This window comes from Rubripirellula tenax (assembly GCF_007860125.1).
GTDB lineage: Bacteria > Planctomycetota > Planctomycetia > Pirellulales > Pirellulaceae > Rubripirellula > Rubripirellula tenax.
This window is the reverse complement of sequence record NZ_SJPW01000004.1, coordinates 342,160-367,814: the sequence shown is the minus strand read 5'-3', so window position 1 is coordinate 367,814 and position 25,655 is coordinate 342,160. Positions and strand designations below refer to the sequence as shown.

General features: G+C 55.9%; 15 protein-coding genes. 7 read left to right on the top strand and 8 right to left on the bottom strand.

The window, feature by feature from the left end; all coding sequences use genetic code 11:
- Positions 1-42 precede the first annotated feature (42 nt).
- The 6 genes from Poly51_RS15880 to Poly51_RS15855 form a co-directional block, all read right to left on the bottom strand.
- The gene (locus Poly51_RS15880) at positions 43-1,200 is read right to left on the bottom strand and encodes an iron-containing alcohol dehydrogenase (RefSeq protein ID WP_146458775.1); all 1,158 of its coding nucleotides are present in this window, start codon (positions 1,198-1,200) and stop codon (positions 43-45) included.
- A 174-nt stretch (positions 1,201-1,374) separates the two neighbouring features.
- On the bottom strand, positions 1,375-2,817 hold the full coding sequence (locus Poly51_RS15875) for a sulfatase-like hydrolase/transferase (RefSeq protein WP_246114546.1): 1,443 nt from the start codon (positions 2,815-2,817) through the stop codon (positions 1,375-1,377).
- 132 nt (positions 2,818-2,949) lie between these two features.
- The gene (locus tag Poly51_RS15870; protein ID WP_246114545.1) at positions 2,950-5,187 is read right to left on the bottom strand and encodes an amino acid permease; all 2,238 of its coding nucleotides are present in this window, start codon (positions 5,185-5,187) and stop codon (positions 2,950-2,952) included.
- Complete coding sequence (locus Poly51_RS15865; protein ID WP_186775594.1) at positions 5,184-6,584, bottom strand: hemolysin family protein; 1,401 nt, start codon at positions 6,582-6,584, stop codon at positions 5,184-5,186. Before Poly51_RS15865 ends, Poly51_RS15870 begins: the two co-directional genes overlap by 4 nt.
- Positions 6,585-6,709: 125 nt before the next feature.
- On the bottom strand, positions 6,710-7,441 hold the full coding sequence (locus Poly51_RS15860; protein WP_246114544.1) for an apolipoprotein acyltransferase: 732 nt from the start codon (positions 7,439-7,441) through the stop codon (positions 6,710-6,712).
- A 59-nt stretch (positions 7,442-7,500) separates the two neighbouring features.
- Positions 7,501-9,267: a TolC family protein gene (locus Poly51_RS15855; protein WP_146458773.1), complete on the bottom strand. Its 1,767-nt coding sequence runs from the start codon at positions 9,265-9,267 to the stop codon at positions 7,501-7,503.
- A gap of 369 nt (positions 9,268-9,636) precedes the next feature.
- On the opposite strand from Poly51_RS15855, the gene Poly51_RS15850 reads away from it, so the two are divergent.
- The 4 genes from Poly51_RS15850 (at position 9,637) to Poly51_RS15835 (ending at position 16,237) form a co-directional block, all read left to right on the top strand.
- Complete coding sequence (locus tag Poly51_RS15850) at positions 9,637-11,478, top strand: efflux RND transporter periplasmic adaptor subunit (protein ID WP_146458772.1); 1,842 nt, start codon at positions 9,637-9,639, stop codon at positions 11,476-11,478.
- A gap of 10 nt (positions 11,479-11,488) precedes the next feature.
- On the top strand, positions 11,489-12,583 hold the full coding sequence (locus Poly51_RS15845; protein WP_146458771.1) for an HlyD family secretion protein: 1,095 nt from the start codon (positions 11,489-11,491) through the stop codon (positions 12,581-12,583).
- Positions 12,511-14,715 (top strand): site-2 protease family protein, encoded by a 2,205-nt coding sequence (locus Poly51_RS15840; RefSeq protein ID WP_186775593.1) that lies wholly within the window; start codon positions 12,511-12,513, stop codon positions 14,713-14,715. The genes Poly51_RS15845 and Poly51_RS15840 overlap by 73 nt, the downstream gene beginning before the upstream one ends.
- 109 nt (positions 14,716-14,824) lie before the next feature.
- Positions 14,825-16,237 carry a sulfatase gene (locus tag Poly51_RS15835; protein ID WP_146458769.1) on the top strand — a complete coding sequence of 471 codons (1,413 nt, stop codon included), beginning with the start codon at positions 14,825-14,827 and terminating at the stop codon, positions 16,235-16,237.
- A 116-nt stretch (positions 16,238-16,353) separates the two neighbouring features.
- Here the strand turns inward: Poly51_RS15835 and Poly51_RS15830 are convergent, their stop codons facing one another.
- The gene (locus Poly51_RS15830) at positions 16,354-17,610 is read right to left on the bottom strand and encodes a DUF1559 domain-containing protein (RefSeq protein WP_146458768.1); all 1,257 of its coding nucleotides are present in this window, start codon (positions 17,608-17,610) and stop codon (positions 16,354-16,356) included.
- A 297-nt stretch (positions 17,611-17,907) separates the two neighbouring features.
- Between Poly51_RS15830 and Poly51_RS30470 the strand changes: the two genes are divergently transcribed.
- The 3 genes from Poly51_RS30470 to Poly51_RS15820 all read left to right on the top strand — a co-directional run bounded on the left by Poly51_RS30470 (position 17,908) and on the right by Poly51_RS15820 (position 24,220).
- Complete coding sequence (locus Poly51_RS30470; protein WP_186775592.1) at positions 17,908-18,075, top strand: hypothetical protein; 168 nt, start codon at positions 17,908-17,910, stop codon at positions 18,073-18,075.
- A 224-nt stretch (positions 18,076-18,299) separates the two neighbouring features.
- The gene (locus Poly51_RS15825) at positions 18,300-21,209 is read left to right on the top strand and encodes a CRTAC1 family protein (RefSeq protein WP_186775591.1); all 2,910 of its coding nucleotides are present in this window, start codon (positions 18,300-18,302) and stop codon (positions 21,207-21,209) included.
- Positions 21,206-24,220, top strand: a complete 3,015-nt coding sequence (locus Poly51_RS15820; RefSeq protein ID WP_146458766.1) for an FG-GAP-like repeat-containing protein — start codon at positions 21,206-21,208, stop codon at positions 24,218-24,220. The genes Poly51_RS15825 and Poly51_RS15820 overlap by 4 nt, the downstream gene beginning before the upstream one ends.
- A gap of 49 nt (positions 24,221-24,269) precedes the next feature.
- Here Poly51_RS15820 and Poly51_RS15815 read toward each other — a convergent pair whose 3' ends face one another.
- Entirely contained in the window at positions 24,270-25,589 is a 1,320-nt protein-coding gene (locus tag Poly51_RS15815) for a family 43 glycosylhydrolase (protein ID WP_246114543.1), read from the bottom strand.
- Positions 25,590-25,655: the final 66 nt, after the last annotated feature.

The following is a 25,655-nucleotide window of genomic DNA, read 5'->3' as shown; positions in this document are numbered from 1 at the left end:
TGAACCATTCCCAGGCCCACCGCAAACACCGATTTTGACAACTTAGACAGCCGGTTTGCGAGCAACGGATCGATACAAATCGCAAGATCGCTCGATGTTTAGCGGAACCGGATTGAAGGTCCCCGTCCATTGTTTCAGCGAATCGTCAGCCAGCGCTGCAATTTCCGTGTCGGCGATGGACAACTCTTCCAAAGTCGTCGCCAAACCCGCTTGGCGCAGCCATCCGGTCACGCACGTCGCCAAGCGTTCTACCGCTTTGTCGTCGCCAGTCGCCGGTTCGATCTCGCGCATCAATTCGCCGTACCAATCGGGGTGCAAGGAACCGTTCATACGAATGACCGACGGCAACATCATCCCCACCGCCTGGCCATGGGTGATCGAATGCCGTGCCGTTAGCGGGTTGGCCATTGCGTGCGCCGCACCCAGCATCGACGTCTCGATGGCCATTCCGGCCAGGCACGCCCCCAACTGCATTTGCCCTCGTGCATCCAAGTCCGTCGGATCGGCAAGGACTCGTGGAAACCCGCTCGCCAACATTCCAAAAGCGCGACGACTGTAAGCGATCGACATCGGGTTGCGCCGCTTCGTCACATAAGTTTCGATCGCGTGCGAAAGCGCGTCGATGCCGGTTAGCGCCGTTACCTTCGGTGGCTGAGTCAACGTTAACACGGGATCTAAAATGGCGATTTGGAACGCGGCGCGCCGATCGCCACAAGGCATCTTGGCATGCGTTTCGGCGTCACTGATCAACGCAAACGATTGGGCTTCGCTGCCCGTCCCCGACGTCGTCGGAATGGCGATCATTGGCAGCAGATCGCACGTCGCCTTGCCAACCCCGTGGTAGTCATGAATCGTACCGCCACACGAGTAGACGAAGTTGATCCCCTTGCAACAATCCATGCTGCTGCCGCCGCCCAAGCCGACCAACAGATCCGGCTTGACGTGGGCGGCCCGTCGCACCCCCGCGTCGACCATGGCCGACGTCGGATTCTCTGCAAAGTCATGAAACGACTCGACTCTCAATCCCGCCGCTTTCAACGAGGCAATTGCCGCCGCATCGTGACCGGCCTCCATGATGCCTCGATCGCTGACCACCATCACACAGGCCGGTCGGTACTGAGCCGATAAATCTCCCAATCGTGAAATCGCACCCTCGCCGAAAATAAAACGCGTGCGATTCTGAATGTCAAAAGGCTGCATCGGAAGCTAGGTTGGATAGAGGTGGGAGGGAATCGTTCGATCGGTGTAGCCGATCGCGGGGCAAACGGCAACGAACCGCGAACGACTTGTACTTCGCCGCAACTGGGTGATCGGGGTGGTCAAACCGTAGCGTAGGCTTCCGACCTGCGATTACTTTTAAGCCTTGCAGGAACACTAGTTTGCTGGCTTCAACGCAGTCAAATCCAAATCATCATTCATCTCGCGCTGCAAATCTTGCAACTGAGCAAACATTTCTTGCAGCAATGGCTTTGATTTCGGGTTGTCCGCCAAATCCTTCATCTCGCGGGGATCGGCCGCGATGTCATAAAGCCGCAAAACACCGGCTTCCGGGTACGCGATCAACTTATGCGTTTCGGTGCGAATACTACGCTGCTTGTTCAGATAAGCACCGTACATCCGTTGATACGGGCTCGGTTCGCCGTCGAGCATCGGCAGCAGGCTGTGGAATTCAACGTGTTCGGGTTTCGCTACATTTGCCAACTCAAGCGTCGTTGGCATGATGTCTTGCAAGTAAACGGGCGTTTCAATCTGTTTTCCTGCGTCGACGCCGGGACCGACGACGACCATCGGAACCCTCACGCTGTGGTCATACAGGTTCTGCTTTCCAATCAAGCCGTGCTGGCCGACGGCCAACCCGTGGTCGGCGGTAAAGAAAATCCATGTGTTGTCGGCTTTGCCGCTTTTCTCAATCGCGTCGAGGATTCGCCCGATCATGACATCCATGTGAGTGATGATGGCGTAATACTCTTGGCGATGAACATTCACTTGATGGGGTGTTCGTGGAAACGGAGCCAGTCGCTCGTCCCGCAATTTCGGACCGCATCCGATCTGTTCCGCATAGGGATAGACAGGCAAGAAGTTCTCTGGCGTTTGGATCGAATCGACCGGATACTTATCAACGTATTCTTGTGGCGATTGACGTGGATCGTGGGGCGCATTGAAAGCCAAATACATAAAGAACGGCTCGTCGCGTGATGCGGCTTGCGAAAAGTAATCTTGCGAGTGATTGGCGACCACTTCGCTCCAATGGGTTCCGCCTTTCCAGTAACCACCGAACTTAGGATCCGACGGCGACCAAGGATCGCTACCGTCTGCGGCCGGTCGTTGGTAACCCGCTTCAGTATCGCCTGGCATGCCCGCGCGAATGTCTCGCGCGACATCGAACGCCTTGTTCGCGTTGGCTTTACAGTGCCACTTGCCGGTCATGTAGGTGCGATAACCGGCGGCCTTCATGTACTCGCTCCACCAACGGCCCTCGGATCGTTCTTTTTCCGACTTGTCGTAGATCGCGTTAGCATTCCATACGAACCGCCCCGAGTTCAGCATCGTGCGGCTTGCCACGCAAACCGCGCCGCTCCAGGAACCCATGTTGTAAGCGTGTGTGAACGTCGTGCCCCGACGCACAAGCTTGTCCAAATTGGGCGTCTCGACGGCGGCGTTATTCAATCCCCCAATCGTTTCGAAACACTGGTCGTCGGCAAAGATAAATACAATGTTCGGCTGATCGGCTCGCGTAACCGTGGCAATCAACATCACGCTCAGAATCGCGAACGAGCGAATTGCCGAGACGGGAAAGCAAGCGATCTTGGAATTCATCAGAATCTCCGTTTGGGCAAGGACGGGTGGGGGAAGCAGGCCGGGCGTTCAGTGTCATCGCTAGGCGTGAGTGCGTCAATTATGCCGCAAAGCGTGATCATTCGCGGGATCCGCTTCCCTAGGACTGATTTCTTACGATTCCAGCGCCATGCCGCCGGCGCTGTCGACAAACAGGATTCGCGGCAAGTCACCGGCCAGGTCTTCCATTCGGCGGTAGAGCTCCATTTCCTTGCCTTCCTCGGGGGTTTGAAAGCCCAGTAGCACAATCGCCGCCGACGCGGACGCTTCGGCGATCACTTCCGACGGTGGCCGGCTGGAAACAACAACCTCGGGAATGATCGTGATTCGGGACGATGCACCGAGTTCGACTAAGTGCTTCAACACCTCTCCCTTGCCCTCTTCGTTCTCGACCACACGCATCACACGAATCGGATTCTCTCGCCAACCCGAATTGCGATTCAGTAGATGTGCCAGCAGCATCATCAGCGCTCCGTTTTCCATTCCACGCCACCAAACATCGATCGTACCGGTGGGGATCTTCCAGTGTTCGTCGACATCGCTGCCGTCATCCGCGTCCGGATCTTCGCTTCGATAGGACAGAAATCGCATCGCCAAAATGCTTCGATTCATCCTCGCGATCAATCGAATATTCGCCCCAAAAGCTTCTGACTTCGATTCGTCTCGCGGCCAACCCAAAAGAACGGTGTTGGGTCGCAGTCCACCGATACCAGAGCACTGGATCAACGATTCGATGCCGTCGGACAATAAGGCGTTGCACGTCACAGCGGGAAACGCTTCCAGTTGCTCCTTTGCAATGAAGTTGCGAAGCACCTTTTCATAGCGATCACGCCGCTCCGCATGATCTTCGATGTCACCAGAAACGACATGCGCGAGTGTCAGCATTCCGTGCCCCGACGTCAACCAATGCCCGTAGATGGGAATGTGGCTTCGCGTCCATCCGGTACCGCTGAGCGCCATGATAATGGGACGCCAGTTCTTGGGGTGATAGGCTTCGACTTCCAAACGCAACAGCGCCTTCCGGGCCCGTTCAAAAATAACGCCGCTCTGCAAATCGCCCCAACGCGATTCGATCTCACGCGAACGAATGAACCAGTGCAGTCCGCCAATGAAAAGGATCGACCCCAACGCCCACTTCCAATTCACCAAAAACATGACCCCCAAACACCCCAGCGAACCGGCCAACGACGTCGACCAATGGCTGTACTTGAACGTCGGCCGATAACTCGGGTTCTTAGTGATCGCTTCGTAGAACGTCGCCAAGTTCAACAAGCCGTAGGTGATCATGAAGAACATCGTGATGATGGGCGCAATCGCATTCAGATCGCCCAATAAGATGCAGATCTGAGCGATCGCAAATGTCAGAACCGTTGCCCTGCGAGGCTCGTTCGTGAAGCCGCTGCCAACACCGAAGAACGACAAGGATCGGAAAATCTCGTCGCGAGCGAATGCCTGCAATATTCGCGGCGCGCCCATCATGCTGCCCAGTGCTGACGACAACGTTGCCGCAAAAACACCGGCGGTGATCGCCATCGGCCAGATCGCGATGTCGCGGATCACCATATTGTTGCTGATCAGCTCTTCCGACGGACGGGCACAACCCAACAAGAGCGCTTGCGACAGATACACCACCGCGGTCACGGCGATCGCCAACAACGTGCCTCGTGGGATCGCCCGCGACGGGTTGGCGAGGTCGCCCGACATATTCGCACCGGCCATGATTCCCGTTACCGCGGGGAAAAATAGAGCGAACATGGTGAACCAGTTCTCGCCCGGCAGAAAGTTAGACGTCAAATTCGTCTGCAGATACGCGGGACTGAAATCCGCAATCGCTCCGGCATAGAACGACGCCAGTGCCATGACCAAAACGGCCAAGATGAAGTATTGGACCTTGATCGTCCAACCCGCACCCACGTAAACGCACAGGAACGTGATCAAGTTGACCAAACTGGCGATCGCCACGAAATGCGCCGACCAATTGGGAAACGTAACGGCGAAGGCTTCGGTAAATCCGATGATGTACATCGCTACCGAGATCGCTTGGGCGGTGAAGAACAAGATGCCGATTGCGCCGCCGAATTCCACGCCAAGCGAGCGGCTGATCAAATAGTACGCTCCACCCCCTTTGACCCGCGTATTGGTCGCGATCGCCGAAAGGGATAGCGTGGTCAGCGTGGTGATCGATTTCGCCGCCAGGACGATCAGCACCGCGTGCAGAACGCCTGCCTGTCCGACCACTTGGCCGAACCGCAGAAACATGATCACGCCCAAGATCGTCAACGTGCACGGAGTAAATACTCCGCCGAACATTCCAAATTTTGCCGGAGCACTTGTCGCAGCTCGATCCGTCACGACTGATTTCCGTCAGGAACCGCCTCAACCAATTTGAATCTCAGTTTCGTTGCACTATCGTTTCTGATCTCCAGCACTTCCACGTTGGCGCCCACGACTTCCAGCTTGTCACCTGCGACTAAGATCTTTTGCTTTACGTCCATCAGCAAACCACTGATCGTGTCGGCTTCCTCCGACTCGTCCAGCGGGATCGACAAACGACGACGAACTTCATCAAGCCCGGTTATCCCGTTGATGATGAATTCTCCTTGGCCGACCGGCACGACGTTCGGATCTGCGCTATCGAATTCGTCGTCAACCTCGCCAACGATCTTCTCCAAGACATTCTCTAGCGTCACCATCCCGGTGATCGTTCCGTACTCGTCAATCACGAACGCCATCAATTGATGCGTGGCTTGAAAGTGTCTTAGCACGCGACTGATCGGCATCGTCTCGTGAACCTTCTTTGGCGGCCGAATGATGGACCGCAGGTCGAAACCGTCGTCGTCAGGCGGAATCACCAACAGGTCTTTGATGTGGATGATGCCGATCACTTTGTCCAACGAACGATCGCAAACCGGATAGCGAGTGTGCATCGTTTGGCGAACGAGGTCACGAAATTTCGAAACAGGTTCGTTGATGTCAAAAAACTCAACGTCCCCGCGGGGCACCATCACGCGACGCACGATCATGTCGTCAAACTCGAACACGTTGTTGATCAAAGAGTGTTCGTTACGGCTCAGATTGCCGTGGACATGCGCCTCGCGAAGCAGCGCACGAATTTCCTCTTCGGTGTTCGGTCCGTCGTGTTCGGCGGCACCTTTGATTCCCACCAGTCGCAACAAGAATGCCGTCACGACATTCAACACCGTTAAAAATGGGAACAAGATGACATAGAAAAACTTCAGCGGTATCGCGCACCAGAGCAACATTTGCTCGGGTCGCCGGATGGCAAAAATCTTTGGAAACTGTTCACCCACCACCAAGTGCAACCCGGTGATCAGTGAAAACGCGATCGTAAAACCGAGGATGTGCGAAAGTCGCGGATCGGTCATTCCGAACCATGCCAACACTGGGGCAACAATGCGTACGAACGCTGGTTCGCCGACCCAACCCAGGGCAAGCGACGCCATCGTGATCCCCAATTGGCACGCCGACAGCGACTCGTCCAATCGCTTGGCCAACCATTTCGCCGTCCGAGCAAACAGCTTCCCGTCGCGTTCGAGTTGTTCGATTCGGGAGATCCGAACCTTGACCAACGAAAACTCCGCAGCAACGAAAAAGCCGTTTAAGACGATCAAAAAGAAGGCGGCTGCCATGTAGATGAGCGTCCCGGTTGCCCCGCCCATGGCGGAATCCGTTGCGATTTCAACTTCGACTTCGGCTGCGGCAAAAAGATGAAAAAGCGTGCCGGTCATGCCGTACATGTTTGTTCCAGGAGGAAAGAAGATGACTTCAGATCAAGAAACCACCCACCGGTGGTTCTCTGATGCAAAGCATAACCAATCTTTTCCAACCCGAATCACCCAGCGTTCCGAATTGATCAGCTTGCCGGCACGCCGATCACCGCCGTTGGACGGGGAAGGTAAAGATCCATCTTGTTGTCTTCAAAGATTCGGTACTTCACGCCGTGCCGCCACAAACGGAAATAGGGGAGGAATGGATCTTGGATTCCAGCGGCTGTCGCATAAAGCGGCCACATCAAGTAGTCGCGAAGCGCCGCGTCACACGCGATAAAGTAGTACGCCGGACGCAGAACCGCTGGCACAGGCCCGGCGTCGATTCGTTGAACGAGCATCGGCAGATTCTGCTCGATCAATTTCAAAAGCGAGGCTTTTTCGTCCTCGGCCTTCGGGTGCTTCGGTGGCATGCCCTCCAGCACGCGAATCGTGGGCGTCGGATCAAGCGATTCGACCAGCTCGAAATCGCCCACCGAAATGGCCAGATCGCGAACATGGCTCAACCACTGGTTCGCCCAATCGCTGGCCAACGATGGGTCAAGCGGCACCGGTTTGCGCACCACAAAGTACGCGTCACGTCCTCCCTGCGGTCGTCGATCGTCGCCTGCGACTTCGAAAAGCTCGGATATCCGAGCGTTTAGATCCTCCGCGATCTCGGTGCCGCCAAGATCAAGGCTGCTGAATAGATCCTGAAGCGCCTCCCCACCAGGCCTAAAGTTCTGGAAGAACCCGATCAAGGAATCGGGATCCGAAGCCTGTTCGGGCGAATGTTGGGACCGAGTATGAAAGTGCTGTAGAAGAAGTTCGACGTTCATGACATCACGCTATTTGATAGTGGTTACGGCGCCTTGGCGCAGATACCTAGAGTCTAGCGTCAAGGCAAATCCGCGATCATGAGGTTCGCCGTTTCCAGCAATGTGCCCTTTTCGAACTGAATATTCTTGTTCGCGATCGTGTATTCGACCAAGGAAAGATAGTACCGGCTCTGCGACTCGCTGATCCGCCGCTGTGCGTCCAATAATTGTTCCAGATTCACGGGGAGTCCGGCCTTTCGATTCGCCTCCAGCACATCAAGGGCTTCGCTCGCCGCGAGAAAACGATTCAGGCTGGTTTGAACTTGCGCGAAAGCACGATCGACATCCGCTACCACCGCCGTCAAGTCGTGCAAGACCTGACGTTCTTGTTCGTGCAGAATGGCTTTCTCTCGCGAGACCTGGAATCGGGCGTGCCGTACCGCGGCGTGACCCTGCCGAAAACCGACGGGCAGCCGCAATTCGACACTCGCTTCATATTCCTGATAGTCGAGTGAGCCGACTTCTGCGAAGGCGCTGTCGTTGCCGGCTAGATGCTTGTCGAGTCCTCGCAACCGATAGATCGAAACCAGATCGAGCGACGGCATCAAAAAGTTTTTCGCCGCCAGCAATTCCATTTCGCGACGCTTGACGGTCAGACGTTGTTGCTGGAGCTCGCTTCGAAGTTGAATGGCTTCCGCCGAAATCGAATCCCAATCGAACACGATGGGCGCGTCGTTGGGTTCGTCCGACGGACGGATCAGCGTTCCGTCGCTGATCGGCAATCCGATCAGCAAACGTAACTTCCGTTCGCACGCTTGCACGCCGCCCTGGCCCGCGAATGTTCCGCCCGAGCTGCTGTTGTCGACCTGTGTCCGCTGGGCCAACTTGCCCGCGATCGCGTCCTGCAGTTCGGCTTTGAATCGGTAGTATTGTTCGCGAGCAAGCGCCTCGGATGCACCCGATTTGCGGTTGCTGGTTTTTTGAGCTTGAAAGCTCTCCCAGGTTTGCCGTGCCCGTTCGAGCGCGTCGCGTTTGGCATCTAAATCCCGATACGCGAAATACAGATCCCAATACGCGTTCATCACATCGCTGACGAAGTCGCGCGTCTGGCTTCGAAATTTCGACGCAGTGATGTCGCTGTTGACTTTCGCAATCAGAATACCGTTGTAGACGCCCGGTTGGGCGCCCGGTCCGGCGATTCGATTGAACGTCAAGCCGCCGCCTTGCAACAACGGTTGCCTCGCTTCGGCATGCAATTGTGTTTGCCATGCACTGGGGAACAAATTTCCCGTCGCGTTGTTGGCGTCGTAGTCCGTAACACTTCGAACGGCGAATTGCGCACCCGTCGCCGTGCGTTTGGACAACTGGGCGACGTAGTCGTGCGTGTCCTGCTTGAACGCCGTCGATCCGCCACCGAAGAATCGGTTGTTGAAACGTCGATCGTTATTCTGCCATTTTCCAAAGGCATAAAACTGGGCATCGTAAGCCGATAAAGCAGCTTCGATGCTCGATTGGGGATCCGTTTGGACCAACCCCAATGCTTCCGTCGTTGTCACTTGGCCCGGCGAACGCAACACGGTCGCACCAAGGTCACGCAGCACGTCCGCGCTGTCGACTGCAAGCTGCACCGCTTGTTCCAGTGATAGGTCGCGGTAAGTGGCGTTGTCGAAGTCTTCGGGCGATCGCAGCGTCATCGGCGCGGTTGCGGCCTGGTGCGCGAATGCGATACTGGTGCTCATCGCGGGCGCGCCGGCATCGACTTCGATCATCAATGCGTCGATCTGAGCGGTGTTGTTCCCGATCGTCTGCGGAATGTCTCGATAGGCTCGGCACCCCACCGGGGTCATGGTCACCAGCGCGCACAACGACGCTCGAACCCAAGCGGTCCGCGTAGCTGTTTTTCGTCGTGAGCCGGAATTAGACAACGTGATCGCCAATGACTGCGTAAGGAAACGGTTGCCACGAAAACGAATCGTGTCACGTCTCGCAGGCGCAGGGTCGTCCTGTAATGGGTACAACCGGCGCCACAAGTCTTATTCGTACAACCGGACCCCGCCCGTCCAATCAATCCGCACGTTTTTGCATCCACGGATGTTCAGTCGCGTGAAACACGGGGTTTATGGGAAGCAATTTGTTGAAGCCGGTTAAAATGAGGTCGTGTTACGAACAACCTGTTCGGCATCCCTTCACTCCCTTGGTCGCCTCGACGAAACGTCATGATCGATCGACACCGAAATGACGACGACCTGTTATGGGACCAATGCCAACGGCTGATCCAATCGTTGGAGGCGAAGGCGAGGGAACCATCGACGTCGCCCGCGGACACGCATGATTTTCTTAGCGAACTCGCGAGCGGGCTTCGTCAAACGACGGCCGCCGATGCGGCGATCGTTCGTCTTCAATCGGAAGCTGCGTCCACGACGATCGTGTGCGATCCAATCGCCCTCATTTCAGGCGACGAGAATAAACACGAATCGATCTCCGCATCGTCGTCGGCCGGCGGCAACGATTTGCTGCACGTGGAAGCTCGCTTCCACCAGCCGGTTCCGCTCGCGCGGCGACAAGCCATCGAGCAGCTCGTTTCGGTTCTTTCCGACCTGGCAATCGCTCCCTACATGCGAGGGAAAATTCAATCGCTTGCCGCGCGACTAAAAGACCAGGACGATCGAGACGATTGGATCGCGGAAATGCACCAAGGCACGCACTTAACCGAATCGTTCGCCGCGATTGCGTCCGCGACAAGCCGCCGATTGTCGATCGATCGAATCAGCCTGCTGCGCGTCAAAGCGAAAACGAAAGCCGTTCGGTTGGTCGCGACGTCGACGCACTCGACCATTGACCGCCGCGCCCACGACGTACAAGCACTGCGACAGCTCGCCCGATTGACGATCCAGCGTGAATCCAGCATCCGCCACTCGATTGGTGCGAACAGCCGATCGACGGACGAAGCTTCCGAGGTGTTGGACGCTTATATCGATCACTCCGGTTGCCGAGAAATATTGCTCCAACCGATTTTTGGCCCCGACGACCACGATCCGATCGCCGTCATCGCATTGGAAATGTTCCGAATTTCAACGGATGGACCGCAGTCGCTGACGCAAGCCTGGGACACCGTCGACGCGCCCGTCACGGGTGCAATCCAGCAAGCCATCGTTCGGCACGAATCCGCGCTGTCGTCGGTAGCCATGCAGTGGTTCGATTTCGCCACGACGCGAAAGCGGACCACGGCCGTCGCCGTTGCTGCCGCGATTGCGATCGCCGGCTGGTTTCCGGTGGCGTTTGATGTTCCCGTCGAAGGGAAAGTGGTGGCGTCGAATCAGTCTCGTATATTTGCGCCGACGGAAGCCATCGTTACCGAAGTCTTTGTTTCGGACGGCCAGCACATCTCTGCCGGCCAGAAGTTGATGGCACTTCGAAGTCCACAGCTTGATCTCGACCAGCAAGCAATCATTGCCCAACTTGAATCCGCCAAAGCGAAACGAGACTCCATCGCCGCACTGCGCAGCAGCGGTGGCCGTGACGCAAAGTCGTCGGCCGACCAGCAGACGCTCGACGCGGAAATCGCCGGCCTGATGCGCCAACGCGATGCCATTGATGATCAACGCCAGCAATTGATCGTCACCAGCCCGATCGACGGAATCGTCGACCACTGGAACATGGACACGTCGCTGGCGCGGCGACCGGTTTCGCATGGTCAGTATTTATTGAGTGTGATTTCGCCCGCCGATGGCTGGAACGCAGAGATCGAAATTCCCGATCAATCGATCGCGCATGTTGCCGGGACGCAAAACAAGGGTCCCACACGATGTTCGCTCAAACTGCGATCCGATCCGACTCAAACGATTGCCGGTTCGATCGATCGCGTGTCGGGAGTCGCCGACGTCAACGCGGCGGGAAAATCTGTCGTCCGCGCGATCGTGTCCATCGAATCGGGGGACGGTTCGGCGATGCGACAAGGCGCGTCGGTCGTCGCTCGCATCCATTGCGGCAAACGTTCCGCCGCCTTTGTTTATCTGCAAAGCTTTATCCAGTGGTATCGCCAACAGAGTTGGTTTTGAGGTTGCTCCTATGATTCAAAGAACCAAATCGACGTGTAACCTGATCGTAGCCTTGTCGGTCTTCGCGATATTCGCCCATGCGCCGGCAACCGCCGATGAACCGATCACGTTTGACCAGTTGATCATCACCGTGATCGATTCGGTCGAAGTCCCTGCGTCGCGGACTGGCGTCATTGCGACGGTATCGGTTCACGAAGGCGATACCGTCCGAACAGGACAAACGATCGCCAATACCGACGACCGAGAGGCACGCGTCAAAGCAGCCATCGCGCAAACGCAACTCGATATTCTTCAAAGCACCGCCGACAATGACCTGGCAACCGAAAAGGCCGAAGCCGAACTAGGGGCTCAGCGCCAATCGGCCAAAGAACATCTGGTTCGCCAGAAGATCGCTGACCGTTTGGCTACCAACGATGTCCAAATTCAAGCGTCGGAAAAGTCAGCCGCCGTTGCCAAGAACGAACTCGACCGGGCGCTTCGATCACGCGCCGAGTATTCCGAAAGTGTGTCAGCATCAGAGATCGAAGGACTTCGATTGACATACGAAAGGTCGCAACTGGAAAGTGAACAAGCCACGTTTGAACGGGCCGTCGATCGACTCAAGGCGCAAGCCGAATCCGAAGCCGCGTCGCGGCACGTTTGGGCGATCCAGCAATTCACGCTAGCCCTGGAACAATCCAAAGCCGACCAGCACATCGCTGACTTGAACTTGCAACTCGGCCGACGCCAAAGCGAATTGGCGACTCTGGAAACCGAACGTCACAGGGTCGTGTCGCCTTTGGATGGAGTTGTCGCGGAAGTCTTTCAACGCGCCGGCGACTGGGTGACCGAAGGCGAACCGATCGCCCGAGTGATCCGGTTGGATCGATTGCGTGCAGAAGGATTCGCGTCGTTTGATCAACTGAGTGAACTGAGAAAGAAGCCCCGCGTTGATTTGATTATCGAAATCGGCAACGGCGAACAAGTCGAACGAACGGGGACGGTCGTGTTTGTCAGCCCCGAGATCGATCCGGTCAACAACGAAGTCAAGTTTTGGATCGAGTTCGACAACCCGGCGATGGACGTATTGCCCGGTATGCGATTGAGCGCGAGGCGGAAAAGTTGAAAGCGAAATCTGCTGCTCTGCGGCTTCGCCCCGACCTGATTCACAAGCGGATCCAGTCTGGCGGAACGATGGTGTGGGTCATCAAAGATCCGCTTGCGCGAACGTATGTTCATTTTACCGAACAAGAGCACACCATGCTGTGTTTGGCGGATGGCAAACGATCGCTCACTCAGCTCTGTAGCGACGCCGCAGCCTTGTTCGTGCCGCAACACTTGCCGGCTACGAACGTGGTCCAGTTTTTCGCCGAAGCGAATGCGAAAGGCCTGCTGATCGCAGCCAAACTTCCATCGTCGGCGAAGACGACGTCGCGTTGGTCCAACCCTTTGGCCATCCGGTTGCCCGGTATCGATCCAACGCCGTGGCTCGGCTACCTCGATCCGATCGCTCGCGTTTTGTTCTCTCCGTTCGCGATCGTTGCGGGCATCGCGGTGATGCTGGTTGCCGTTTCCATGGCGGTGTCGCGTTGGTCAGTTTTCGCCGAAAACCTGTCTACTGCGGCAGGCCGTTTTGACTTATGGGTTGTGTTGGTGTTGGCGATCGCTATGACCAAGATCACGCACGAGCTAGCCCACGCGATGGTATGCCGCAAATTAGGTGGGCAGTGCACCGAGATTGGCGTGATGTTCTTGGTCGGAATCCCATGTTTGTATTGCGACGTTTCCGATGCGTGGATGATCCCCCGACCTTGGAAACGCATGCTGGTTTCCGCCGCCGGCATGATTGCCGAACTGATGATCGCGGCGATCGCAACCTGGGTTTGGGTCTTCACTATCGATGGACCCCTAAGAGACGTTTGCGTGACCGTGATGGTGGTGTGCTCGGCATCGACCGTCTTGTTCAACGGAAACCCGCTGATGCGTTACGACGGTTACTACATATTGTCCGATGCGATCGGGATCCCCAACTTGGCCGGCCGTGCAAACGCGTTGGCAAACGATCGCTTGCGAAATTTCTTGTGGGGCGTGGCACCGGTATACTCATCGTCGGTAGATGACGCGGGTGCTCGATCGATCGGATTGATCGCGTATTTCATCGCCAGCGTGGTTTATCGTTGGATGGTCTATTCGGCGCTCGCGACCGTTTTTTACGCTTGGGCCAAGTCCCATGGCGGCGGCGACCTGGCACTCATCGTCATCGGGTCATTGCTGATGTCGTTTTTGGTGCGCGGGTTCCCAAGGTGGTTCAAGAAGCCTTGCACACAGAGTCGATCTTCGGATTTTTTTTCCACTCGCCCCGGCCTAGCGTTGGCAGGTCTTTCCGCATTGTTGGTCGCGGGCGCATTCGTGCCACTGCCACGAAGTGTCACTGCGCCATCGATCACGCAACCACAATCCGCGGAAACCCTCGTCGTGACGTTGCCGGGACGCGTCCAGAATGCGGTGCGCGGTGGTACGGTGGTTCAACCCGGGCAAGTCGTTTGCTCGCTCGTCGATGACGATGCAGCGCAACACCGACTTTCGATGACAACGCGTCGTGATCAGCTAGTTTCAACTCTTGCATCGCTACAAAACCGTCGAGGCATCGACTCCGACGCTGCTTCGACCATTCCGGCAACACGTCGGGCTCTAGATGAAACCGAAAAGCAGATCAAGTTGGTCGACCGCGAACTCGACCGTCGATCCATCCGTGCGACGGTTCGCGGCGTCGCGTTTGATCCCGAACGAATGGCGATGTCCCCTGTCCGAGCCGAAGATTCACAGTTTTGGTCCGGTACCCCGCTCGACCTAGACAACCGTGGCGCAAGGTTGGACGAGGGAACGACGATTTGCGTGATCGGCGATGAAGTCGAGCGAGATGCGATCGCCTACATTCGTCAACAAGACGTTGAACTGGTTCGAGTCGGGCAACCAGTGGCGATTCTAGTCGCCGATCGCCCACGCGGTTCCGTTCGCGGCGTCATTATGGAAGTCGCGACATCACCGGCAAATGAAATTCCAGAGGGTCTGATTCGATCCGGTCGAATCAGCGACAAAGCCATCGACGTTCTGCGCTCGCCCTATTACCAAGCCCGTGTTCGAATCGACCATCAAGCGACTCCGCTTTCGGTCCGCATGATCGCCACCGTTCAAGTCGAAGTCGAATCCGCGTCGGCCTGGATTCGCCTTCGCCGATGGTTCAGCAACGCGTTCTAGAAATCAGCATCCGTTGTTGATTGCAACCAAATGGTCGCTGTGCGCCGCTAGAATGTTTGGCAAGGAAGACTCACCTTGACCCGCCAACCATTTCATTCGGTGTACCGCCATGATCTCGAAACGCTTTCTACTTGCGACTGCAATCCCTTTCGTTGCGATTGGGATTTGGAACCAACAATGCCGCGCCGATGAGGCACGTTCCGTAAAACGGCCCAACGTTCTGTTCATCGCTGTCGATGATTTGAATCACTGGGTGGGTTACATGGGTCGCAACACACAGGCCAAGACGCCAAATCTTGATCGCTTGGCCGCGCGAGGCGTGGCGTTTCACCAAGCGCATTGTGCCGTCCCGGCCTGTAACCCGGCTCGAGCTGCCCTGATGTCGGGACTGCGTCCGTGGAACACTGCCTGCTACCTCAATGCCGACAACTGGAAAAAACACATCCCCGAGGGGCTCGGGCTAAGCAAACAGTTCATGGGTGCAGGATACCATGTCGCCGGATCTGGAAAGATTTATCACAGCGATTCGTACTATGAATCGGAATGGTCCGACTACTCGCGACGCGGAAATTTCACCGCAACGGGCAAAAGTGTCGGTAAAGATGAAGGCTTTCATGAACCGCTAAAATCCGATTTAGAAGATGACGACATCTCGGATTACCACATCGTTGATTGGTGCGTCGAGCAGATGAATCGATCGCACGACAAGCCGCTGTTTCTTGCTTGTGGACTGCACAAACCGCATCTGCCATTTGCAGTTCCGCGTAAGTATTACGAAATGTTTCCGATCGAGGAAATCGAATTGCCGCCGCATCGCGGCGATGATCTGGATGACCTTTCGCCGGCCGGCGTCCGGATGGCAGGCCCAGATAGAGACCATGCAAAATTTTTGAAGTCCGGCCGATGGAAACATGCGATCCAGTCCTACTTGGCGACCGTCGCGTACTTGGACATGAACATCGGTCGTTTGATCGATGGACTCGATAACAGCCCGATCGCCAAGGATACGATCGTCGTGCTGTGGGGAGATCACGGATGGAGCTTTGGCGAGAAACAGCACTGGCGAAAATTTGCACTCTGGGAGGAAGAGACTCGGGCACCATTGATTTGGGTCGCGCCCGGCGTCACTCAACCGGGAACACGGTGCGATGAAACGGTGGACTTCATGACGATCTATCCTACGCTTTGTGATTTGGCGGGCATTCCAGTCCCCGCCCATGTAGAAGGCAAGAGTGTCGTGGCGTTGCTGCGTAGCCCCGAAGTGGCTGGTGATTCCATCGCGATTTCAACCTACGGATACAAGAATCACGCGGTGCGATCCAAAGATTGGCGTTACATCCGATATGCCGACGGGAGCGAAGAACTGTACGACCATCGAACCGATCCGTACGAGTGGGCCAACGTCGCTACTTCGCCTAGCAATGAGCAAGTACTGGAACAACATCGCGGTCACCTTCCCAAAACAGATAAGGTTCCGTTCAAGTCAGTCAAGACGGGAGCTGCGAAAGACAAGAGGAAATAACAGATCACGGCTATAACGCAAGCGACCTGTGAAATGCGATTCCGTTGGCGCGTAAAAAACCCTGGACTCCGATTCGGAATCCAGGGTTCGTGTCCGATGAAACTGTTAAGCAACGCTTATAGTTCTTCTTCAATCACTTCCTTTGAAGCTCGTGTGCCCAACGCACCCCATAAGCCGTAAGGGCTTGCTGCACCAGGCTGATTGCCAAGCGCTGCGGTTCCGCCGAGCCAAACAGCAGGGTGATTTTTGGCGCCGGCTTCGATCGAGTCAGTGATGAATTTGACTGCACCGTCCGACATCAGCACGTGCGCGCCACCTTGGTGACGACTTGATGGTGGAACAACACCGCTGTTGCCCGAAGATGCCCACATGCAAAGCGGGCTATTCGGCGGGTGAATCGTGTTCGCTTGGGTGTAACCGGGAAGTGCTTCTGCCCAGCGGTAGCCACGTCCTGAGGTGGTGCTGCCCGGGTTGACCAACCAGAACTGAGGACGCAACGGATCGATGGTGGAGTTCTGCTGGCAGATGGCTGGGTTATCGATGATCCCAGTCGCCTGCGTGCTTGCCCCCGCAATGGGTTGCGGAATGGTACGCGTGTCGCCATCACCCAGGTCGGTTGCGATTTCGCAAGCCATGATCGTGTTTGAAAGGCCATCAAGGACGTCGCGGAATTTGGTGGTCTCGCACATTCGGAACACGCCACGGGCACCTGCGCGTGTTTCAGCACCGTTGCCATCCCAAACTACACCCGTTCCGGTCCCAACTCTGGACCGGTTGCCGACGCGGTTGCCGTATTCCATGTCCTCGATTTGGTCACCAACACAAGCGGCGTAGTTGGTACGGCCCAGTGAAGGAAGTCCGCGACCGGGATCGCTGGGGCAGCGAAGCGTCGGGATATCAGTCGCCCAAGGCCGATATTCGATGGTGTCCGGCGTCGGTCCGAAAGCAAAGAAGTCAACGTTGCCGAGGGGCAGTGTTGTGGAATCGCCGGGATCGGTGATCACCGTGTCGGCATCGTTCGGGTTTTCGTAAGGATTGGAAATGACTTCCCAAACCGCTTGCTGTTCGACGAAGGGAGTGACGCCTACTAACATGCTCAAACGCCAACGGTTCCCCGTTGCACTCGCATTCCACCAACCGGCAGGGACGCGAGCATTCGTCCCACCACCGTGGATGGGCAGCTGCTTGTAGGCTGAGTGGTAGTTGTGTAACCCAAGCCCGATTTGCTTAAAGTTGTTGCTGCAGCTCATGCGGCGAGCGGCTTCGCGAGCAGCTTGAACCGCTGGAAGCAGCAGACCGACCAACACGCCAATGATGGCGATAACCACTAGAAGCTCCACCAAGGTGAAGCCTGCGCGACGAGATCGTTCCATTGAAAGTTACCTTTTCAAGGATGAAAGAAATTCAGAAAACCGACAGTCAGATGTAGACTGTTAACAATTTATACAGTCCGCGGACGCTTTTTTGGATCGCAATTTTTCACAATTTGTGATTTTTCCACTAGGCTTGGAGAATTGTTATAGAACCCGAGTCTAACTGAGTGTGCCGATTCCGCAAAGATTCTGGTTTTCTTTCCAAAATTGAATCTTGAGCCGCGACCAAAGTATCGGGACAATTGTTTGTTCACGCCCATTCAGCCATTCCTCAAAGTGACCAGTATGAAGTTTTTCGTGAGTACCATTCTCGTTTCCGCATGTCTCCTTTCGATGGGGTGCGGTGGCCCCCAAGCCACCAACGTGGCCGACGAATCGCCTGATAAGATCGCGGAATACAACGCGATGCGGGCGAAAGAAGCTGCAGCGTTTGCCGTGCCGGCTGAGGCCGCGAAAGCGAAGTAATTCGCGGCTTTTGCGGCGAATTCTTGCTTGACCGTGGGCCCGGTCCTTCCTCACTCTGACTGCTACGCGGCGTTATGAGCAAGAAACCAGAAACGACATTGCCCTCCAACCGGCACGCTTCGGTTGGAGGGTTTCGTTGTTTGCTCTTGGCTTGGATTTTCACATGTGCCCTTTCCGGGTTGTTAGGGTGTTCGACCGAAACGGCCGCGCCGTCTTCACGATCGATGGACTCGCTCGCGGCGATGAGAGCGGCCGTCAACGCGGGACAGTGGCCCCTAGCTTTTCAGTATTCCGACAGCGTCCTGGCACGTCACCATCGGGAACCAGGCGTCGTTCGAGAAGTGGCCGAGGTGGCCCGCCGGGTCGGCCAGCCCGCCATCGCGATAGGCCTATTGGAAGAAGCTTGCCGTGCGGAGTCGTATTCTGACGAACCGCAGGTGCTAGAAGCGGTGTCGGCTAGAATCTCTGTGGGCCAGCTTCATGACGCAATGAAGCTGCTAGAAGATTCGCTTACGATACAGCCGGACCATCTTGAATCGCGTCGCTGGCTGTTCGACTTTTACGTCGGGATTGAGCAGCCATTGGACGCAGTTCCGCACGGGCTCTTTTTGATTCGCAAACGAAAGTTCGATGTAGAACTTCTGCTCGCACTCGTGCGTGATCACCGACGCACTCTCTCAACAGAGCCTCTTGATGCGATGGTCGTCCGTAATCCCAGCGATCGACGCCCGCTGATTGGCAAGGCGAAAGAATCTTTCGATGCAGGTAACTTCGACGCCGCCATCGAGTTACTGAAAGACATCGTCACCTCTCACCAGGACTACTTTCCTGCGCAAGCGTTACTCGGACGATCGCTGGCGGCGGCGCGGCGCTTCGATGAATTCCAAAAGTGGTCAGAATCGCAGAGCAAAGAAATCCAGCGGTTCCCAAGCTATTGGATCGCGCTTGGTGACTGGGCACGCGAGGCCCACCGCGAACAAGCCGCAGCCAGAGCGTACTGGGAAGCAGCTCGTCTTGGCGACTTAGACGTCGAGGCGTTTTCAAAACTCACCATTTTGCTACGACAACTCAAATGGGACGATGGAGTCATTCCACCGGAAGTGATCGCATCGGTTGAGTCTCGTCTTTCTCGGCTGAGTGAACTTTCCAATGCTGTGGCGAGATTCACTCGGACGGGGCAGCAGTCATCTGCCGACGCGGCATCCGTCGCCGAATCATTGCACAGACTCGGGCGATTCTGGGAAGCCGAGGCATGGGCTGCGGTAGCGACAACCATGGTGAAAGAAAACGACGGCACTGCCAAGGCGATACGAGCCAAAATTGTAACGTCGCTTAACAAAGACACGCCCTGGCAGCTTGCCGAACCGTATCACCAGTTGGACTTGAGTGGATTGCCTTTGTCATCCGGCGACGATGGCAACGGTTCGGCGATATCACTCGACTTCGGCAACGAAGATGCGTCCGCGAGCGATTTGGAATTCGCCAACGAAGCTAAGCAGCGAGGATTGAATTTCTTTGGCAAAAGCGCTGCGGATCCCGGTGTGTCTCACACGATGATCCATTACACGACGGGCTGTGGTGGTGGCACCATCGACTTTGATCTGGACGGCAACAGCGACTTGTACTTGACCAGCGCGGGCGGCACCCCGCATCAAAGCGATTCGCAAAGCAACGCGTTGATGCGGAATCTGGACGGCGTTTTCACCAACGTCACACAGTCGTCTTCGTCCGACAGCACAGAGTTCGGCCAGGGTGCCGCGGTGGGCGATGTCAACGAGGATGGTTTTCCCGATTTGCTCGTACTGAATTTCGGACCAGATCAGCTCTTCATCAACAACGGTGACGGCAGTTTTCGCGACGCGAGCCGAACGTGGCTGCCCGAGACGGAATCAAAGTGGTCGACCAGCGGCGCGATTGCGGATGTCGATGGCGACGGCATCAACGACGCGATCGTGGTTCACTATTGCGGCGGCCCCGACGTGTTGAGCCGAGTGTGCGCCGATGATGTCAACGGCACGCAGTCATGCGCACCAACGACTTATTCGGCCGAACAAGACTCGTTCATGAAGGGTGCTGCGTCAGGAGGATTTGTTGACAAGACCATCCAATGGGGAGCGATCGCGAGTGTTCCTGGGCGAGGGCTTGGGATCGTGACCGGCTCGTTTGACGATCAACCGGGCGTTGACGTTTACGTCACCAACGATCAAACGGACAATCACTATTTCAGCCCATCGAAAGACGAGACCGGATTTTGCTTGCACGAATCTGCGATGGTCCGGGGCCTCGCACGCAATGATCGCTCGTTGGCGCAGGGATCGATGGGAATCGCTGCAGCTGACTTAACCGGCGATGGAAAAGCCGACCTGTACGTGACCAATTTCTTGTCTGAATACAACACGTTTTATCGACAACGGGGCAGTGGGTTGTGGCAGGATCAGACGAATTCCGTGGGGCTTGCGCAACCCACCATGGCGATGGTCGGGTGGGGTACCTCGGCCGTTGATTTTGATCTCAACGGAACCAACGAGCTGATCGTCTGCAACGGTCACGTCGACAACTATGCGGCCGAAAAACCGAGCAGCCTCAGCGATGCGGCTTTGAAAGACTCGGCCCCGTTTGCGATGCCCCTGCAAATATTCCAGCGTGGCGCAGCGGATCGGTACGTTAGGGTCGATAACAAGGTCAGCGGCGAGTATTTTTCGAATCCCCACGCCGGACGGGCCCTTTGGACGATCGATGCCAATGGTGATGACCGCTGCGATGTTGTGGTCACGCACCAAACCGAACCCGTCGCCTTGCTAGTCAATCACACAGTAACCGATCACCACCATTTAGCGATCCGATTGAGTGGACGGAATGTGAGTCGAGATGCCGTCGGAACCGTCGTGAAGATTTCCACTGACGAGAACACGCAAACCGCATTCTTGACCTCGGGCGACGGCTACATGTGCAGCGACGAGCGTGTGATCCGATTTGGCTTAGGTCCCCGCGACGCGAAAGTAACGGCAACCGTGCTGTGGCCGGATGGTTCGACACAGACTCATACTTCGCTTTCCATTGACGCCGATTGGCTGATCGTCCAAGGCGATTCGCCGTTCGAGCTGAAGAACGATCTCAAGCTGGCGAAACCATGAGTCCGCGAACAATCGGGGTGGCAATAACGTTGTGCTTTGCGTTCGTCTCAGGATGCGGGCCGAGTGAACCGAGTACCCAACCGAGAGCCCAATCTAGCGCCGATGAGCCCAGTTTCGATCAGCCCAGTTTCAAACAATCAATCGCCGCAAACGGCGATGATTCGCAGCCGCCTTCCATCGACGAGCTTCTCGCGCGGGCCGAACGGGCCATCCGAGCGAATGAAATCGAGTCGGCTCGCAAATTCCTTCGTGACATTCTCGTCCGTGATCCCGATGATCGGCGCGCCGTCATTGGCTTGTCCCAGATCGATGCTGTCGCGGGCGACTTGAAGTCCGCTATCGAACGATTGCATGATGTACCGATCGACGACCCGCTATTCGGTGTCGCGGCGTGGGGGCTGTGCGCGGATTGGATGACTCAGCTCGGCGATTACCCATCCGCGATTCCCCGCTACCAAACTCTGCTTCAACGAAACGGCGATAATCCGGCGTTAAGGCATCGTCTCGCATTCCTTCTCAACACCGTCGGTCGGCGGGACGAGGCCGCGAAAACCCTCGCCCCACTCGTTCACACCGGCGACGTTACCGAGAGCGAACTGCGCTCGCTGTTGACACTCTCTGCACCCTACATTTGGACGCAGCAATCCGACGAAAATCCGAAGTTTCGGCTCGGTCAAGCACTCGGGATGTACACGGCCCAAAAGCTAGATAGGGCAGCCGAATTGTTCGAGTCCTTGATCGAACCGAACGCTCCCGATCCGTACGTCATCGCGTATTACGCCGCGACACTGACGGAGTTGCAACAGTTTGACGAAGCGGTATCGCTACTTGCCCAAGCCCCCGTCGAAGCCGCACAAATCGCTGCGTATTGGATGGCGGTTGGTGACTTGGAAACGTACTCAAAGAATCATCGAGCGGCGGTGAGTGCGTATTTGGAATCGGTCAGGCTGGACAGCACCTTTGTGCAGGCCCATCTGCGACTCAAGAACGCGCTAACCAGACTGAACGAAATCACGGCGGCCGAACGAGTTTCCGAACGAATCGAACGTCTTGATACCGTCTTGGTGACGGCGAATATGATTCACGATCGTGCCCCGAACGTCCAAGAATTGGTCGCGGAATTAGCGACCGACTTGGCCAACCTGGGTCAACGCGAGCAGGCGATCGCGTGGACGCAAATCTACATGACTCGCCAACCACCCAACCGTCAATTCTTGACCTGGGCCGGTACGATGTTGGATCAATGGGGGCAAATGCCGGACGCAACCATGATCGATCGGCGTCTGTGCGGCTTGAATCCGAAAGACTTTCCCGATCCCGCTATTGTCCAAACCGATCGCGTTGCATCAGCATCGACCCGTCGCGAAACAAAGCCGATCACAATGGCGCCAGAGACTCTTTCGCAGCCCCGGTTTATTGACGTCGCACACACGTTTGGCTTGGACCACGAATACTTGAACGCGAATCCACGCAACCTTCGTGGGATCCTTGTCTTTCAACAGTTCGGCGCCGGAGCGATCGCGTTCGACTACAACCTCGACGGAAGAATCGATTTCTATTTCGGCCAGGGTGGTAGCGATCCTCGCGAGGATTCGGATCGCCCCAACGTGCTCTATCGGCAACACGCGAATCGATTCCAAGACGTCACCAAGTTGGCAGGCGTCGGCGATCTCGGTTACGCCCAAGGGCTGACTTTCGGTGACCTCAACCAAGACGGATTCCCAGATATCGTCGTCGGAAACGTTGGTCGAAATCGTCTTTACCTCAATCAAGGCGATGGCACATTTCGCGAGATCAGTAATCAAATCGGTTGGTGGGAGAAACGCTTTACCACTGGACTTGGGATCGCCGACGTGACCGCCGATGGACTGCCCGATATCGTGGAAATGAATTACGTCGATGACCAAGGCATCTTTGTTGGACCGAAGCTAAATCAGGACGGCTTTGCCATCACAGGCATGGGCCCGTCAAACTTCCGAGCAGCCAACGATCACGTTTGGATTGCGGATCCCGACGGGACGCTTCGTGATACGATGCTCACCAATCCGAGTCCAGGGCTCGGATTGGTGATCACCGATTTAGACCTGCAGACGGGGCTGGAAATCTTCGTAGGGAACGACCTTCAACCCAACCAACTCTGGAAACTCGACGAAACGGAAACCGGCACTGCGAACGACCAACCGTCATTTCAAGATCTAGCCGTCATCGCGGGCGTTGCCTTTGGATCGCGAGGTGCCGCACAAGCTTGTATGGGTGTCGCCAAAGCAGACTTCGATCACAACGGCTTTCCCGACCTTGTCGTCGCCAACTTTCTGGACGAGTGGGCGAATCTGTTCCTGCAAACATCCGATGGCACGTTTCGTGATTTGGCCGCACAGTATCGGCTCCATCAAATCAGTGCCAACGTGCTGGGATTCGGCGTCCAGTCCCTCGATTTTGACAACGACGGATGGACCGATGTTATCTTTGCCAACGGATACATCGACGATTTCACTTACAAAGGGATCGCGTTTGAAATGCCGACGCAACTCGCGGTCAACCGAGGTGATCGTTTTGAATTGGCCACGGACTGCGGCGGCGAATACTGGAACAAGAATCATCTTGGACGCTGCTTGATCACCTGCGATCACAATGCGGATGGACGAATCGATTTCCTTGTCGTTGATTTGCAGGAGCCTGTCGCGTTGCTTGAGAATCAGACGGATTCAAACCATCATTGGATTCAGTTGCAATTGGTCGGCACGGCCAGCGAGCGTGATGCGATCGGCGCCCATGTCACCGTTATCACGGAATCGAAAAGACAGATCGCCGTAGTCTCAACCGGCGATGGATTCCAAGGACGCAATGAAGCCGTCCTTGCCTTTGGTCTAGGTTTCGCTTCCGAACCCGTAACGGTTGTCGTGAAGTGGCCGACCGGCAAAGAGCAGCGATTTTCCAACCTGTCCATCGATCGGCGCTATCTGATCGTTGAACGAGACTCGGTTGCATGGACACAGGTAGTCAGTCCATGACAATGGGACGGTTGATTCTCAAGTTCCCGCCAGTCCGGCAGCCCAAGCGTCACTTGATCTTCTTGTACTTTTGAATGTACATCCACCCCTTTGGCCCCGCGTTCCATTTCAGCACGTGGCTGAGTCCCCAATCCACGCCGGCATGCGGCGTGTTTTCGGGATCCGAAGGGCGAAACAATCCCGCAGCTTCGGGCATGTCGATGGCGTTGCCCATGATTTCAAAATTAACACCGTCTTCGGCATACTGAATCGTCTTAGCTTCCGGGCCATCTTGGTGCTGCAGGATCGCAACTCCCGTCCCGTATTTCCAAACCATCACTTCGTGACCCGTGTTGGTGATTGGATTGAATTCCGATTTAACAAACGGTCCCGTCGGACTGTCCGCGATGGCGACGCCCCACTTCACTTGCTTTTTCAATCCGCAAATGGGGTTGCACCAGCGTTCGCAACCCTCGCAATCGAAACAATTGCACTCGCCTTTGTAGTACAGATAGAACTTGTCGTTGTAGTGAATCAAGCAGGGATCATGAACGGCGTTGTTGTCAAAATATGGAGTGTTCACGTACGTCGGTCGAAGCACAGGCTCCTTTAGTTTGGTCCAAGGCCCGTCTGGTGAACTTGCTTGGGACATGCCGACAAAGTTGCGATTGTAAACTCCGTCCAGATCAGCAGCCGCTTGATAGACCAGATAATAGACGCCGTCGTGGACGAAAATTTCCGTCGTGAAAACGGACCGGTGGTCGAACTCGCCCTCGGCCCCTCGCATCACTGCTGGCCCTTTTTCTTCCCAAGTCTCTCCGTCACTCGATGTCGCGAAATAGAGATCGTTCAAATCCCAAGGCGCTTCCTTGTCGGTGTTGTGCGTCAGGCTGTACGAATACCAAACGTAGTACTTGTCATTGACGAAAATGACGGCACTCGGATCGCGGCGTGTGAAGTTGGGGTCCGGCGCCAAATCACCCTTCAACGGTGAGTGCTCGAAACGAATATTCCATTCGGGCTTTTCGGGGTTCGTGATTTCACAACCGTTGGCGATATAGCCTTCTTCCCGGATGCTCGCGGCGCTCTTTTTTGTCTTTCGCAACGAAACGGTGATCGTGTTGGTGGGTGCAATGCGCCGCTTTTCATCGAATACGTAGCCTTCGGAAATGAATCGCAGCGTTTTAGCACCCTCACCGCCGCCCTCGATCTTGAAAGATCCATCTTGACCGGTCGTTGCGGTGATGTTGTCTTCCAACTGAAGCACCGTCACGTTTGGAATCGGAGCAGAGGTTTCGGAATCCGAAACAACGCCTCCAAAAGACTGAGCTTTGGCGATGGTTGTAAAAGAAACGACCATTGCGGAGAGAAGCAATATTCGATGAATCATCAGCTCGCTCAAAGTTAGGAAAGACGACAGGAAGAAAAACAAGGGCGGCATCATAATCGTCGAGAC